10 protein-coding genes are annotated in these 15,309 nt (G+C 40.6%); 4 read left to right on the top strand and 6 right to left on the bottom strand.

Translation table 11 applies throughout. The features are described 5' to 3' along the window. Window position 1 precedes the first annotated feature (1 nt). Window positions 2-1,282 carry an MBL fold metallo-hydrolase gene (locus tag J2T13_RS23105; RefSeq protein WP_429374758.1) on the top strand — a complete coding sequence of 427 codons (1,281 nt, stop codon included), beginning with the start codon at window positions 2-4 and terminating at the stop codon, window positions 1,280-1,282. 131 nt (window positions 1,283-1,413) lie between these two features. Here the strand turns inward: J2T13_RS23105 and J2T13_RS23100 are convergent, their stop codons facing one another. The 5 genes from J2T13_RS23100 to J2T13_RS23080 form a co-directional block, all read right to left on the bottom strand. Next, on the bottom strand, window positions 1,414-3,465 hold the full coding sequence (locus J2T13_RS23100; RefSeq protein ID WP_429374757.1) for a methyl-accepting chemotaxis protein: 2,052 nt from the start codon (window positions 3,463-3,465) through the stop codon (window positions 1,414-1,416). A gap of 167 nt (window positions 3,466-3,632) precedes the next feature. Further along, window positions 3,633-4,478, bottom strand: coding sequence for a sugar ABC transporter permease (locus J2T13_RS23095; protein ID WP_429374755.1), 846 nt, complete (start codon window positions 4,476-4,478; stop codon window positions 3,633-3,635). Next, complete coding sequence (locus J2T13_RS23090) at window positions 4,475-5,779, bottom strand: carbohydrate ABC transporter permease (RefSeq protein WP_429374753.1); 1,305 nt, start codon at window positions 5,777-5,779, stop codon at window positions 4,475-4,477. Before J2T13_RS23090 ends, J2T13_RS23095 begins: the two co-directional genes overlap by 4 nt. A gap of 98 nt (window positions 5,780-5,877) precedes the next feature. Further along, window positions 5,878-7,191, bottom strand: a complete 1,314-nt coding sequence (locus J2T13_RS23085) for a sugar ABC transporter substrate-binding protein (protein ID WP_429374751.1) — start codon at window positions 7,189-7,191, stop codon at window positions 5,878-5,880. A gap of 290 nt (window positions 7,192-7,481) precedes the next feature. Beyond that, entirely contained in the window at window positions 7,482-9,182 is a 1,701-nt protein-coding gene (locus J2T13_RS23080) for an alpha-amylase family glycosyl hydrolase (RefSeq protein ID WP_429374806.1), read from the bottom strand. 328 nt (window positions 9,183-9,510) lie between these two features. On the opposite strand from J2T13_RS23080, the gene J2T13_RS23075 reads away from it, so the two are divergent. The 3 genes from J2T13_RS23075 (at window position 9,511) to J2T13_RS23065 (ending at window position 13,770) form a co-directional block, all read left to right on the top strand. Continuing rightward, on the top strand, window positions 9,511-10,551 hold the full coding sequence (locus tag J2T13_RS23075; protein WP_429374749.1) for a LacI family DNA-binding transcriptional regulator: 1,041 nt from the start codon (window positions 9,511-9,513) through the stop codon (window positions 10,549-10,551). Window positions 10,552-10,696: 145 nt separating this feature from the next. Then, window positions 10,697-11,371: a beta-phosphoglucomutase gene (gene pgmB, locus J2T13_RS23070; RefSeq protein WP_429374748.1), complete on the top strand. Its 675-nt coding sequence runs from the start codon at window positions 10,697-10,699 to the stop codon at window positions 11,369-11,371. Between the two features lie 89 nt (window positions 11,372-11,460). Further along, the gene (locus tag J2T13_RS23065; protein WP_429374746.1) at window positions 11,461-13,770 is read left to right on the top strand and encodes a glycoside hydrolase family 65 protein; all 2,310 of its coding nucleotides are present in this window, start codon (window positions 11,461-11,463) and stop codon (window positions 13,768-13,770) included. A 258-nt stretch (window positions 13,771-14,028) separates the two neighbouring features. On the opposite strand, the gene J2T13_RS23060 is transcribed toward J2T13_RS23065, so the two are convergent. Then, complete coding sequence (locus J2T13_RS23060; protein WP_429374744.1) at window positions 14,029-15,063, bottom strand: EAL domain-containing protein; 1,035 nt, start codon at window positions 15,061-15,063, stop codon at window positions 14,029-14,031. Window positions 15,064-15,309: the final 246 nt, after the last annotated feature.

The following is a 15,309-nucleotide window of genomic DNA, read 5'->3' as shown; positions in this document are numbered from 1 at the left end:
TATGACTCAACTAACCATTTGGGGTGGGGCCGGAGAACACGGCCGCTCCAGTTATTTATTACAGCATGGAGAGCAAGCCTTATTACTTGATTGCGGAGGAAAAAAAGAACGAGGGGGCCAGTATCCACTCATAGATGAAGAGGTTCTGCCTCATCTTAAAGCGGTGTTTCTGTCCCATGCGCATGAGGATCATTCGATGGCCATCCCTTTATTATATAAGCATGGATTTAAGGGGAAAGTATGGACAACCCGCACAACGGCTCAACAGCTACCCGTGTATTTTCAAGCTTGGAGCCACTATGCCTATTCTCAGTCTATCAATCTGCCTTATAATGACCAACATATCGAGGCTATTGATTACGTTTTTCTAGAGGATAGGTCTGTTCCGGGAGTCTGGGGCGAGGTGTTTCCTGGATTGCGAATGAAATGGGGGCGTAGCGGGCACCTTCCCGGTTCGGTATGGTTTGCACTTGATTGGGCTGACAAGCTGATCTACTTTTCGGGGGATTACACGGAAGAGTCTAGCTTGCTTGCTGTTGATCGACCTGTGCATTTACTAGGTCCGCAGCAAACCTATGTGGATTTGGCAATTATTGATGCAGCCTATGGTGCTGACCCAGATTCTCAGGCGATCGGGCTAGAGGAACTTGAAAGAGTGACCCGAGAAACACTGCGAAAGAATGGCACTGTGCTCTATCCCGTCCCGACCTATGGTCGAGGTCAAGAATTACTCGTATGGGCGAACGAGGTCTTTCCTGAAGCAGCTCTAATTGTGGAGCAAGTGCTCATGGAACAACTCCATCAACTTGCAACGATGCCAGACTGGCTGCATGATAATGCACTTGCCCGTATTGAGGTGATGCTTGCCTGCGGAAGGCTGAACATTGTAGCTGACACAGAGGCTCGTGAACACGCACTTTCCCGCACAGAAGGGGCGATTATTTTTACCGATGACGGTATGATGCAGTCTAAAACTGCGCAATGGTACTATAAGCGATTAGCCAGTTCAACGAAGAATGCTGTCATTCTGACAGGCCATCTAGCTGCTGGCTCTTATGGCGAGTTGCTGTTAGGAACAAATAGTACTCAGGTCCATCATGTCCGGTATAAGGTTCATCAGGGGTTGCCCGATGTTCGAAACATGCTGGAATGGGTACCAAGCAAAGCCACAGTTCTTGTACATGCCTCCAAGACAGAAACTGACCTTTTACTCAAAGCGCTACCGCATGAAGACCATCATACGCTTCATTCCCTCTGTTCTGGGGAGATACTAACCTTTTGAGTGCTCCTCCTCTGTGGTACTCTCTAGTAATACTTCTTTGTAATTCAACCTACATTTCGGACATAACAAAGCAGCTAAGGATCTACCCCTTAGCTGCTTTTCCATTCCTTGATTCTTAGATTCTCATCTCCCTACGTTTTAAATTTCACCAATGACTGCTTGAACGTCTCTGACATTTCTTCAAGTCTTTTCGACAAATCCACCAACTTCTCACTGACTATATACTGTTGCGAGGACATCGACGCTACTTCTTCTGTCGAAGCACTCGTCTCCTCGACCACTGCACTAATCGAAGTAATGGATACAGATAATTGTTGCTGGGACTCGATTAGTTCTTTAACGAACACTGAAGAGTTATCAATCTCTACTAGAAACTCATCCATTTGCTGTTTCACACTCTGAAAAATACTAGATGCCTCTTTAACAGATACCCTCTGCTCAGCCATCATAGGTGATACGGCATTCAGAGACGCTGTCGTATGCTCAATCCCACGCCAGATCTCATCTGTAATCTCTGCAACGGTTTGGATGGATTGCTTCGATCCGTCTGCTAGATTCCTAATTTCATCAGCAACCACCATGAATCCCCGTCCTGCTGTACCCGCTCTCGCTGCCTCAATCGAAGCATTCAGCGATAGAATATTTGTCTGCTGTGTCATGCTGCCCATGAGTTCAAGTATTTTTTGTATAGAGGATGTACTTTTCTTCAATGTTTCTGCATGGTTAACCATCGTTCTATTCATTTCAACAATTGTATCCGTTTTGCGCACTAATTCATCCATGTAATCTGAGCCTTGTTCACTCACCTGCACTACTCGACTAGCTGCTTGTTCCATAGTGTTATTAGATAACGATACTTTATTAATTTTCTCTGCAATACTTTCAGACAGCACACTTTCACTCTCAGCTTCCATCGCCAGATTTGAAGCTCCTACCGCAATCTCTCTGGAGGCATCGGCAATCTCTCCCGCTGCAATCGATGTACTTTTTGAGACTAAAGTCAATTCATCAGCGGTATCCAGCACTTCTTGAGCCGAACGATTCGTCTGATCCACAAGTAACCCAATTTGATGCATCATTTGATTGAAGCTAGATCCTAACCGACCGATTTCATCCTCACTATGGAAGGTGGTACGTACCTGTAGATTACCTTCTTCCCCCTCTACCATTAAATTACATAATTTAGCGAGAGGTCTACCTACATTCCGAACGACATAATAGCCAATTAATAGTGCAAACATCACTGCTACAAGGATCACGATGACAGTAACATACAGTAGTTGATTCGTCCCTTTTACAAAATCACTGATAGGGGCGTATCCCATCATTGTCCATTTTGTCGTATCCAAAGTTTTGTACACAACAAGCTGTTCTACACCATTCTCATCATCCGTTGTAAATGAGGTATCGCTTTCCTCCCCATCCTTGTCAATATGAATAAATGACTGCGTTTCAAGAAGAGCGTTATCTTGGGCATGAACTATCCGATTACTATCCGTTATCACTTTCACTTGGCCATTCACACCAATTTTTAGATTCGATAGTATTTCTCCAACTGCCTTATCCTTAATTTCAAATAATAGAATATATTCAGCCTCAGGTTGCTTCATATTCCGCAACAATCTTCCCATGGTAAGCGTTGCCTCCGAATATGAATTGAAGAACCCCTTAGTAGTGGTAGGGAACCATACAATCTGACCCTTAGCGTCAATAATTTGTTTAACCTTTGCTTGAATATCGTCATCCGTTCGAACACCACTAACACCAGCGGATTTATACGAGCTAGCTTCAACTAAGTCCTTTTTCACCAACCGAACACCCATAAGTCTACTATCAGACCCCGAAATAGAAGTTAATTTATTGCGTATTCCCTCTTCCAAATCACGCTTTTGCACAGTCCCAATATCTGCTTGGTTAATTAACTCTAAGTCATGCTTCAACTCCGTATCTACAGCTAATTGTTTGGATGAGGCCTCATATTGTAGGAATAGAAAATCAAGTTTATCAGCGGCTTGTACAATGGCCTGTGAGGAAGCTAAGGAGACCTCCTGTTTAATTATCCCTTTAGATAATTGGTAGGAAGAGAGACCTAGTGCTGTAGACAATATAACAATTCCACTAAACAAGATTGCAAATAATTTCGTACTAATAGATTTAAAGCGGAGTATACGTATTTTGTTCAATGTTGTTGCTCCCCTTTCGCAATTCTTCCTATGTAGTGAATAAAAAAAAAGGGTACAACCCACCTATTGCGAGAACTGTACCCAAATGTAACATTACTAATGATTGTATATCTAAGTTCTATATGTTACTCATTATTAAGTTTATTGATTTATTGTAAGACTTCGCCTTACCCTTTGCTCGCTCCTGATGTTAAACCTTCGACAAGAAGACGCTGTAGGAACATAAACAGAATAGTAATTGGAACAGCGATCAGGACTGCACCTGCTGCAAACAGGGTGAAGTTCGTATTCGTGTTCGAATTCACCATGTCATACAAACCAACGGCTACTGTCCATTTTTCCTTAGACCGAAGTACCATCCTCGCAAAGATAAAATCTACCCATGGACCCACAAATTGCGTCAGAGCCATATAGGTCAGCATCGGTCTAGAAAGCGGAAGAATAATACGAGTAAAAATCCTTATATTACTTGCTCCATCTATTTTAGCTGCCTCATCCAACGATCGTGGAATCGTATCTAGGAAACCCTTAGCGACAAAGGTTCCCATTAAGGGAGCTCCTGCTGCGTACACAATAATAAGTGCAAGATGTGTATCAAGTAAATGGAACTCTTTAAGGAGTAGAAAGATTGCGATCATGCTCATGAACCCAGGAAACATCCCTAGAATCAACACACCTGAGAGTGTTGTCTTCCGTCCCCGGAAGCGGAAACGTGACAGGGCATAACTTGTCAACAAGGTAAGTACAACCCCAATCAACATGGAGGCAATCGATATTTTCAACGTATTCATATACCATTGACCAAAAAAGTAACTTTTAGATGTAAATAGTTCTCGGTAATGATCCAGCGTGAACTGATCTGGAATTAGCGACTTACTATACAGTGACTTTCCTGGTCGAATGGATCCCATGATGACCCAAAGTGCAGGATATATAGCAGCAATGGCCATAAAGATGAGAATCAGATAACTTAACGACAGTTGAATGGTTTTCTTAATTTTGTATATACTCATTGGATCATATCCTCCTCTTTAAATGACTTCGTTCGACGATAGTTATAGATCGAGAACGTCGCAATAATTAAGAAGATAATGATACCTACAGCAGAAGCCATATTATACTTATTCTGTTCTAATGTTAACTTATACAACCAAGTTACAAGTAGATCGGTCGCCCCTGCATACTGATAGTCCCCGACATTCGGAGCTCCATTCGTAAGTAGGAAGATGGCATTAAAGTTATTAATATTTCCAGCAAACTGCGCAATGAGTATCGGTGCTGTTGAGAAGAGCACCATCGGTAGCGTAACAATCCGAAATTTCTGATAATTAGTTGCACCATCGACCTCAGCAGCTTCGTACATATCCCGAGGGATCGTTGTTAGAACACCCATAATCAAGATCATGGAGACTGGAATCCCCACCCACATATTGACAACAATGACGGTAACCTTTGCCCAAAAGGGATCGGTCAACCACGGAAGTCCTGCTAATCCGAAATATCTAAGATACTGGTTAATCGGTCCAAATTGACCATTAAACATATTTCTCATGACAAGCAATGAGATTAGCTGTGGAATAGCATAAGGAATAACTAGAAGCGTTCTCCAAAATCCCTTAAATCTGATTCCCTTTTGGTTAATAAGCAATGCAACAAGTAATCCTCCGAAATAAGTAGTTACCGTTGATAGAACCGCCCAGATAATTGTCCAAGTTAGGACGCCATAGAATGTATGACTCCATGTCTTGAGTGTTAGCAATTCCTTAAATGTATTAAAACCAACCCAATCGACTAGTTTAGCCGGTGGAATATGGTTAGGGGCAGAATAGTTCGTGAATGCCAACATGACCATGAATATAATCGGCATTATTGTAAGGAATAGTATACCTGCGCCTGGTAATGTCAAAAAGGCTTGCGCAAATTTGTAATCCAGGACATAGCGAATAGATTGTAGCATATTGTTCGGCGGAATTCCCCGATCTCTATTCTCTGCCGTCTTACGTGCATCTATGATATTCATAATATAAATACCTATAAAAATAACGAAGATTAACAATGTAATCAAACTTTGAATCAGGATAATAATTGAATTATCTGCCACTAGTACCGGTGGTTTACTTGTAATGTCTCGCGCTTTATCTCCCAAAGTGATAACGCCCCACAGGGCCCTCTGCAAATTACTACCGAAATAGAATATCGCAAATACTTCCACAATCAGAAATATAATACCCTTAATAAACTGTCTATTATATATTTGGCCAAGCCCCATGCTTATTATCGACAGTATGGTGGCTTTGTTTCGATGTCTACCCACAAGCTCTCTCCTCTCTCTGGTAAATCGAGGAATTACCCGCCACAGATTGCGACGGGTGATCTCTAATCGTTATTCCTCTGACTAGCCAACCGTGTATATTACTTCGTTACGCCGTTGTTCAAGTCTTTAATTTGCTCTACCGCTTTATCCAACACTTCTTTCGGATCTTTATTGTTATCCCACATTTCAGTCAAGGCAGCACCGATTGGTGTCCATGTATTATTCATTTCTGGAATGATAGGCATAGGGTTAGAGTTTACAACTTGTAGAGCAAAACCAGCTATGATTGGATCATTCTTGATTTGATCAGAATCTAATGCTTCTATATTCGTTGGTACAGAACCGACAAGCTTATTCAGAACTAGTTGTGAATCCTTAGAAGATGCGAACTGAGCGAACAACTTAGCTGCATTCGGATATTGCGTGAACGAATTTACAAAGAAAGATTTAATTCCGGAGAATGAAATGGCAGGTTTGCCATCAATCGTTGGAATTGGAGCGATAGCAAGGTTATCTCCTAGTACTTCTTTATAACCTGCAAGTTCCCAAGGACCTGTAATATCCATGGCTACATCGCCAGCGTTGAACAAGCTACGTTTAATGTCAGGCGTAATATCTCCACTCTGAATCGGGAGTGCTTCTTTTAATTTCATATAAGTCTCGAATCCTTTAACAGCACCTTCGATATTAATTCCGATATCATCTTTATTCGTACCATTCTCACCATAGATATACCCACCACCGGTTGCAATAAATGGATAGTTGAAATATAAGTTACCTGTTTCCCACATAATTCCGTATCTGTTCTTGGACTTATCTGTGAACGTTTTACTGAAAGCAATGACATCTTCAAATGACTTTGGAGCTTCCTTAATTAAGGATTTATTGTAGAAAAGAGCATATGTTTCAGCAGCTCTTGGGTATCCGTACAATGTACCATCAACCGTTACACCTTGAATGGATGCTTCTGTGTTGTTCTTAGTCGTTTCTTCACCAAAAACATCATTTGGTAATATTAGTCCTGCACTTACTGCTCTACCCACATTATCATGTGGAAACATTACAACGTCTGCAGCCAATCCAGAAGGCCCGTCTGTCGTTAATTTTGTAGCTTGATCTGTTGCCTGTACTTCTTCAACTTTGACGGGAATATTATATTTTTCTGTAAATTGCTTTGCCATTTCATCTGCAAATGCCCGTTCCTCTTTACTTTCCCAAATAATCAGTGAAGCGCCTTCTTCTGGTTGAAGTCCTGGGTCAGCAACCTCTTCTGGAGCGACAGCAGGTTTGTTAGTCGCATTCGTGACTGGAGCAGGCTCCGCATTCTTACTTGGTGTGTTGGAACCACAGGCCGTAATCGAGATAGCCAAGGTCATAGCAGTAACTAGCGTCATTACTTTGTTCATCTTCATTTTTAAATTAACCCCTCTCTAAATGGTCTAACGTTGTTAAACTTAAAACCTCTGAAAAATTGCGCAAACGATTTCATGTATTCGTTAGAATTGCCACTTACAGACTTAATTGTGTGGGTATAAAAGTTATATGATATAAGTAAGCGCTTTATTCATGGGTCTATCATACACAATAACATTTGCTTTGTAAAAACGTTTGCACACGGTATTTATGGCTATATTATCCTAAAACAACGATAATAGCCACTATTATCTTCGATTTTTACAAATTTACACAATAATGCGTTCATTTACTTCAAAATAACGGAAGAGTATGGAGAAATCAAGAGTGAATTTAAGTTAATCTCTGTATTTTTGTCTGTTGCTCTTAAGATCTCAGTGTATTTATGCTCTACTCTGCGATCAAGCGTAACTCGTTGCACTTGATCTGATAAATTATGCACAATAAGTACCTCATCAGAGAGTGTACGCCGTGTATAAGATATGATTTGTGCATTGCCTGTGTCATAATATTGAATGTCTCCATCATGAAGTGCTACTATTTCATTTCTCCATCGTACCCATTCCCGATAATGGGCCAATAATGAATCCTTCTCGCTTATCTGCAACTCAACGTTAGGTGTATGCTCTCCAACATTATAAATGGATTCTTCCCACGTTGTCTGTCCCTTCCCTTCAACCCCTTCTTCATACCAGCTCATAGGTTCACGAATTTGTTCATCTGGCTTCATTCCTAACATACCAATCTCTTCACCGTAATAAATAAACGGGTTACCTGGTAACGTCAGAAGAATAGAAGCAGCCATCTTGGCATGATCCATATTGCTATCAAGCTGACTCATGACCCGATTCTGATCATGGTTACTCAGAAAGATAGCATCCACAAATTGTCCCTCTGATTTAGCGTTAAACAACTTATATGTTCGCTCTAGCGTAAATATCATGTTGTTATCTCGTTCACTTGTCACGCTGCTAATAATAGATTCCGCTAGACTGAAATTGAATCCAGAATCAAATGCCTTATCCAAATAAGGGGCCACTGAAGCAACGGAATTCTCCCACACTTCCCCAACGATATACGCATCTGGATTAATCTCATTCATACTGCTTCGGAACTCCTGCCACCATGCAATATTCTTAGCTTCTGTTTCCTTGTTCTTATCCGATACTAAATCTTCAAAAATGTGCTTTGCTGCATCCAATCTAAACCCATCAAGACCTAGCTTAAGCCAATACTGACCGATATCCTTCATTTCTGTTCGTACAACAGCGTTATCGAAATTAAGATCAGGCATCCCATCCCAAAATGTCCCCAGATAGTGGGTATCTTTCAATTCATTCCATGGACTAGCACCCGATGCGGCACTCACGCCACTTAGATCACGGTTCTGATCCTCTGCCCATACGTACCAATCTCGATAAGGACTGTGCTTACCTTCTGCAGCATCTTTGAACCAAGGATGTTCATTGCTAGTATGGTTAACAACCAGATCCATAATGACTTTGATACCTCGTTTATGCGCTTCGTCAATTAATGTTGCCATATCTTCCATTGTTCCGTATTCGGAATTAACACTTCGATAATCAGATACATCATATCCGTGATAGCTCGGAGAGGGTTGAATCGGCATAAGCCAAATTCCACCTACACCAAGATCATCTGTCGTAGATGGGTCCCCATCGTTTAAGTAATCAAGTTTTTCTATGACTCCACGTAAGTCACCAATACCATCCCCATTCGTATCATAGAAAGATCGAACAAAAATCTCATAATAGACCGTTGAGGGTTGTTCATTAATGGAATCAATAGAAACTGCAGTAGATGATTCCTTATTCTGCCCTTCTACAAGAGGTTCAGAAGTCCTTTGTCCATTCTGCTGTGTACGTGTTACATTAAGATTATCATTGTTGCAGCCTACCAAAAGCGTTCCAAGAAGGACTGCCCCGGTTAACCCAATAGCGACCCGTTTGAGATATGTGGCTGATTTCATATTTTTCACAATTTTCCCTCCACCTAAATTTTATTGTATTTTATGGGTATCATCATAACGGAGGAGTCTCTTAAGTCAAAACGTTTGCAGTCCTATATTCCGGCTAATTCATTGATTACGGGAATATAATATGGATCTTGGCTTCTTATTTCACCATTTATCTCGATTTTGATCCAATTTGTTATTATTTATGTTATAATTAACATCAACATGCAAGGTTTGTTATTTACAACCCTCAGACATTAGATTAAGATATCAAGTGTGAAAAAGAATATCTTATTTGTTTGATTTATCGATTTACGGAAACGGTATCAACCTGGAGGTCATTATGTCTGTAACCATTAAAGATGTTGCTAAAAAAGCTGGCGTATCACCCTCCACGGTATCCCGAGTGCTATCCAATCACCCGAGAATTAGCCGTGAAACTTCTCGAAAAGTTAAAATCATTCTTGATGAGATGGGCTATCATCCCAATATCATGGCTCAGAGCCTGGTTTCTAAGACAACGAACAGCATTTGCGTTATTCTGCCTAAATCTGCTGAAGAGCTATTCTTGAATTCATTTTTCATGGAATTAGTTCGTGGTATTGTCACACAAGCTAACCGTTCCGGCTATGATGTAGTACTTAGTTCGGGGGGCAGTGAACAAGAGGAAGTCGACGTTGTATCCCGTTTAATTAATGGAAAAAGGGTCGACGGTGCTATTTTACTCTATTCACGTAAAGATGATCTTGTTGTCGAATTTCTGCAAAGCAACAATCACCCTTTCGTCTTGATTGGGCGTAGCGATAAATATCCAGATCTATTATCAGTAGATAATAATAATGTTCAGGCCGCTTATGATGCTACCAAGCACTTGATTTCCTTCGGCCACAAACGAATTGGATTTGTCAGCGGACCCCCAAATCATGTCGTTTCAATAGATCGACTTAAGGGGTACCGTCAAGCTCTTGAAGAAAATGGACTTGACATGCGCAAGGACTGGATTGTTGAAGGAGAATTTCTACAAGAAAGTGGCTACCGAGCTATGTCTTTCTTTATGAATTTACCAGAAAGGCCTACGGCCTTAGTTGTGGTCGACGACCTTGTATCATTTGGTGTTTTGCGAGGTTTACATGAGCTTGGATATAAAGTTCCTAATGATCTAAGTATTGTTAGCTTTAATAATATATCTATTGCCGAACTCTCAACACCACCCATTAGTAGTGTCGATATTGGTATTTATAATCTGGGGTATACGGCTTCACAAGCATTAATCCAATCGATCCAGAATGATAGAGAGAAACAATTTCAAAAAAGAAACATTATCCCGCATCGGCTCGTGGTAAGGGAATCTTCTATGATGCCAATGGTTGATCAGAACCATTGAATTTAGATATAATTATCTTTCAACATCAACTTTCGACTCTATCTAAATTTTCTTTACATTTAGAAATGCGTGGAGCAATCAAATTTGCTTCATTTATTTTTAATAACAATACAAACGTTTGCACAATAAAGGAGGAAGCTACAAAATGAACCCAACGAATTCCCCTATCCAAGCTTGTTTATTCGACCTAGACGGCGTCCTTGTTGACACTGCAAAATATCATTTTTTAGCCTGGAAAAGACTCGCTGATGAACTTGGATTTGAATTTACTGAGAAGGATAATGAAAGACTTAAAGGTGTAAGCCGTATGGCTTCCTTAGAGATCCTACTTGAAGTCGGTAACGTTCAGCTCGATGATGAGACCAAGCTCGCACTCGCAGAGAAGAAAAACAATTGGTATGTAGACTACATTTCAACAATGGATGACTCAGAGATCCTACCTGGTTCGCTTACTTTTCTAAAAGAGTTGAAACAACATGGGATTAAAGTAGCCTTAGGTTCTGCCAGCAAAAATGCCATGACTATATTAAACAATGCAAACTTAGTTCCTTACTTCGATGCCATTATTGATGGAACCAAAACTTCCAATGCTAAACCAGATCCTGAAGTATTCCTACTCGGTGCAGAGGCAGTTCAAATATCTCCAGAACATTGTGTTGTATTCGAGGATGCCGAAGCTGGGATTGAAGCTGCTATCCGTGGAGGAATGCGGACGATTGGCATTGGATCACCCGGGACCCTTATCCTAGCAGAATATGTCGTCCCTTCTCTCGAAGAAATGTCTGTTGAGAAATTACAACTTATCATGGCAAGAACCTAAACCAATTGCACCGATTTTTTCTCCATTCATAGGAATGTAGGAAATAGAAACACTATACTAAATCACAACTTCTGAAGGAGACGATTCACGTGAAGCAATATTTGAAATTAGACCCATGGAACATTATTGAAGAGGGATTTGACCCTCATAACCAAGAAATATCAGAAAGCGTTTTCAGCATTGGTAACGGATATATGGGTCAACGAGCTAACTTTGAAGAAGATTACAGTGGTAGTACGCTACAAGGAAGCTATATGGCTGGCGTCTACTATCCTGATAAAACTCGTGTTGGATGGTGGAAGAACGGCTATCCAGAGTATTTTGCCAAAGTACTTAATTGCACCAACTGGATTGGAATTCATGTCAATATCGCGGGTCACCCTCTTGATCTTGCCCTGTGTACTGTTAAAGATTTCGTTCGTGTATTAAATATGAAAGAAGGGACGCTCTCACGCAGCTTCATTGCGGAGCTACCTGATGGTAAGGAAGTGAAAGTGGAAGCCATTCGTTTCATCAGTGTTAGCCACCGAGAAATTGGAGCCATCCGTTATGCTCTGACTCCACTTAACTTTAGTGGTCAAATTTCCTTCACTCCATATCTTGATGGAGATATCAAGAATAAAGATTCAAATTATGACGAGAAATTCTGGATGGAAGTGTCCAAAGAGGCTGGACCAGATGATGCTGTACTAACCATTAAGACTAAGAAACTGGACTTCCACGTTACTTCAGTTATGTCCTACACCATCAGTAAGAATGGGCAACCTCTAACCGTTACTCCGGAATCGGTTCAACAAGAGAAATATGTCGCTCACCACCTCCAATTGGATGTACAAGAGCAAGAGCAAGTTGTGCTCTATAAATATGTTGCTAACGTTACTTCTCGTGATCATGGCCTAGGTCAATTGATCACTACAGCACGAGCAATACTTCAAGAAGCCATGCAAATAGGCTTTGAAGGTCTACTCCAAGAACAAATTAGTAGCTGGGATAGTAAATGGCGTGAGAGTGATATTGTAATTGAGGGTGATATTGCTGCACAGCAAGCGATCCGCTTCAATATTTATCAACTTAACCAGACCTACAATGGTGAGGATGATCGACTGAATATCGGTCCTAAAGGATTTACTGGTGAGAAATATGGTGGAAGTACTTACTGGGATACAGAAGCCTACTGCTTGCCGTTCTATCTCAGTACATCCGATGCATCCATTGCTCGTAACCTTCTAGTATATCGCTACAAGCATCTAGAAAAAGCAAAGGAAAATGCTAAGAAATTAGGCTTCAGTAAAGGTGCATTATACCCGATGGTTACGATGAATGGGGAAGAATGCCACAATGAATGGGAGATCACTTTTGAAGAAATCCACCGTAATGGTGCAATCGCCTATGCTATATATAACTATGTTAATTATACCGGAGATACAGCTTATCTAGGACAATATGGTCTAGAAGTACTCACAGAGATTTCGCGATTCTGGGAAGAACGCGTTAATTATGTACCTACCAAAGACAAGTATATGATGCTAGGGGTCACAGGACCCAATGAATACGAGAATAACGTTAATAACAATTGGTATACGAACAGTATGGCAACCTGGACAATGGAATACACACTTGAGGTCCTAGATAATTTACAGCATAATGAACCACTTATCTATAAAGAACTCATTGACAAACTTCGATTAAAAGAAGAAGAAACATCTAAGTGGAAAGACATTATTGCTAAGATGTACTATCCCTTCGATGAAGAACTGAACGTATTCCTTCAGCAGGATGGATTCCTAGACAAAGATCTAACTCCGGTCAGTGAGCTTGATCCTAGCAACCTACCTCTCAACCAAAAATGGTCATGGGATCGTATTCTTCGCTCTTCTTATATTAAGCAAGCCGATGTTCTACAAGGTATATTCACATTAAGAGATCGCTTCGATTTAGACACAGTTAAGAGGAATTTTGATTTCTACGAGCCGCTAACGGTTCATGAGTCATCTTTATCTCCGTGCGTTCATTCCATCTTGGCCTGTGAGTTAGGTTATAAGGAAAAAGCTTACGAAATGTATATGCGTACATCTCGTCTTGATCTAGATAATTATAATAATGACACCGAAGATGGCTGTCACACGACAAGTATGGCAGGTACGTGGATGTCTGTAGTTCACGGATTCGGTGGGCTCCGCATTAAAGATGGTAGCGTCTACCTAAGCCCATTCAATCCCGGTCATTGGAAATCCTTCTCTTTCAAGGTCATGTTCCGCGCATCACGTCTTAAAGTAACCGTCTCAGAGCATGATGTTACAGTAAGTAATGAGACCGATTCCCCTGTACAGGTTAATGTACATGGTACTGAATATATGGTTGGTGGCCTATCCACTATTCAAGTAAGCATGACGCAATAAAGAAATGTTAATATAGATGAAAGCACAAGCCCCACAGCACTTATAACGTGCTGTGGGGCTTTTTCATTAGGAATTAACAATCGACAATTGATGAGATCTGTATTAAAAACAAACAAAATTCATAACAAAAATAACATTTTTTTCGTATTTATTAAATAGAACGAGCCTTGGGATAACTTCCAGGCTCGTTCTGCGTTAGATATCTTTCTATAATTGACGAACACTAATCAAATTATAATAGGTTCTCATAAGATGCTATTAGCTGATCTGAATTCCGTGTGGAGGACGATCTGCAGGCTTGCCGAAGAAATATCCCTGAGCAAACTCGACACCAGCTTCTCTACAGAATTCAAAATCTTCATATCGCTCAATCCCCTCAGCGAGTACCAATCCATTGAAATGGGATGCTCCCTCAATAATTCTTAAAATTTCATATTGTTTCACAGGATCCTTGCCACAATGATCAATGATGCTACGATCAATCTTGACATAGTCAGGCTCAAGTGTGTTCATCAACTCAAGGGTAGAATACCCAGCACCTACATCATCAAGCGCAACCTTCATCCCATTTCTTCGATATACATTAAAAATTTCAAGTAAATGAGGAAGGTTATCGATCTTCTCCGTCTCTACCACTTCAAAAACGAAATCTTTAGGGTCCAAGTTCAGTCGGTTAATGGTTTCAAAGGTATGCGTCAAACAATATTCAGGATTATATATGGATGAAGGTAAGAAGTTAATAAATCTCTTATAACCTCTCGGTAGCCACTTTGCACTCGTCTCAATAGCTGATATCCGCGCTGCTCGATCCAGAAATGAATGTAAACCCGTCTCATGAGCGACTTCAAATAGATTAGAAGGTTGAAAAGCTACCCCTCCCACGGCAGGGCGAAGCAGAAATTCAAATCCAACAATTCGTTCCTCTCTATCCACGATGGGTTGCATATGATTACTGAATTGCTCTTTGCGAATAATATCCACAACAACGTGATGCTCTAACGTAGCCTCAATCTGTGATAAAGTCAGCCATGGACTGTGTTCACTATTTTTTCCAATTCCGGTTACAGATATCATCAGTTCCTCAAAATTCCCACTCGGTAAATTATGTATCCACTGGAGTAAATGTAGCATCTCTTCTTTACTATGATATGAAATGGTCACAAACTCCGTGGACATTTCCATGTTCAGTCCCTTTGCTTGAATTGCAGCAGTTAACTGTAAGTTCAATGGTTTTAATCTTACCAAACCTTGGTCTTCTATAGGTTGTATTGGGGCACAGTTGCTGCAGTTCAATAGAACTCCTCCTTGGCATATTTTACCGAAAACCTTTTACAATATTATACCATGCGCCTATTTTTGTGGGAATAGTTTTGTTTCTTTTGTATTACCTTTTAGCTAACCTTTTACCTAAACTATAAAAAAATAAACTGACAGCCATAAATACTGTGAACATCAATTGTAAAATACCTAATATCAGCAGTTGAAAATTCCCCACAAATAGCCGACATACTCTCCGAGGGGAGAGAAATATATGGTCAA

The organism is Paenibacillus sp. DS2015, from assembly GCF_050433705.1.
Classification (GTDB): Bacteria; Bacillota; Bacilli; order Paenibacillales; family Paenibacillaceae; genus Paenibacillus_AQ.
Note: the sequence above shows the minus strand (reverse complement) of the source record. Positions and strands in the feature narration are given on the sequence as shown.

Excerpts from the sequence above, each read along its gene's own strand:
- pgmB (WP_429374748.1), top strand. The coding sequence starts at position 10,697 with ATGAACCCAACGAATTCCCCTATCCAAGCTTGTTTATTCGACCTAGAC.
- J2T13_RS23095 (WP_429374755.1), bottom strand. The coding sequence starts at position 4,478 with ATGAGTATATACAAAATTAAGAAAACCATTCAACTGTCGTTAAGTTAT.
- J2T13_RS23080 (WP_429374806.1), bottom strand. The coding sequence starts at position 9,182 with ATGAAATCAGCCACATATCTCAAACGGGTCGCTATTGGGTTAACCGGG.
- J2T13_RS23085 (WP_429374751.1), bottom strand. The coding sequence starts at position 7,191 with ATGAAGATGAACAAAGTAATGACGCTAGTTACTGCTATGACCTTGGCT.
- J2T13_RS23105 (WP_429374758.1), top strand. The coding sequence starts at position 2 with ATGACTCAACTAACCATTTGGGGTGGGGCCGGAGAACACGGCCGCTCC.
- J2T13_RS23075 (WP_429374749.1), top strand. The coding sequence starts at position 9,511 with ATGTCTGTAACCATTAAAGATGTTGCTAAAAAAGCTGGCGTATCACCC.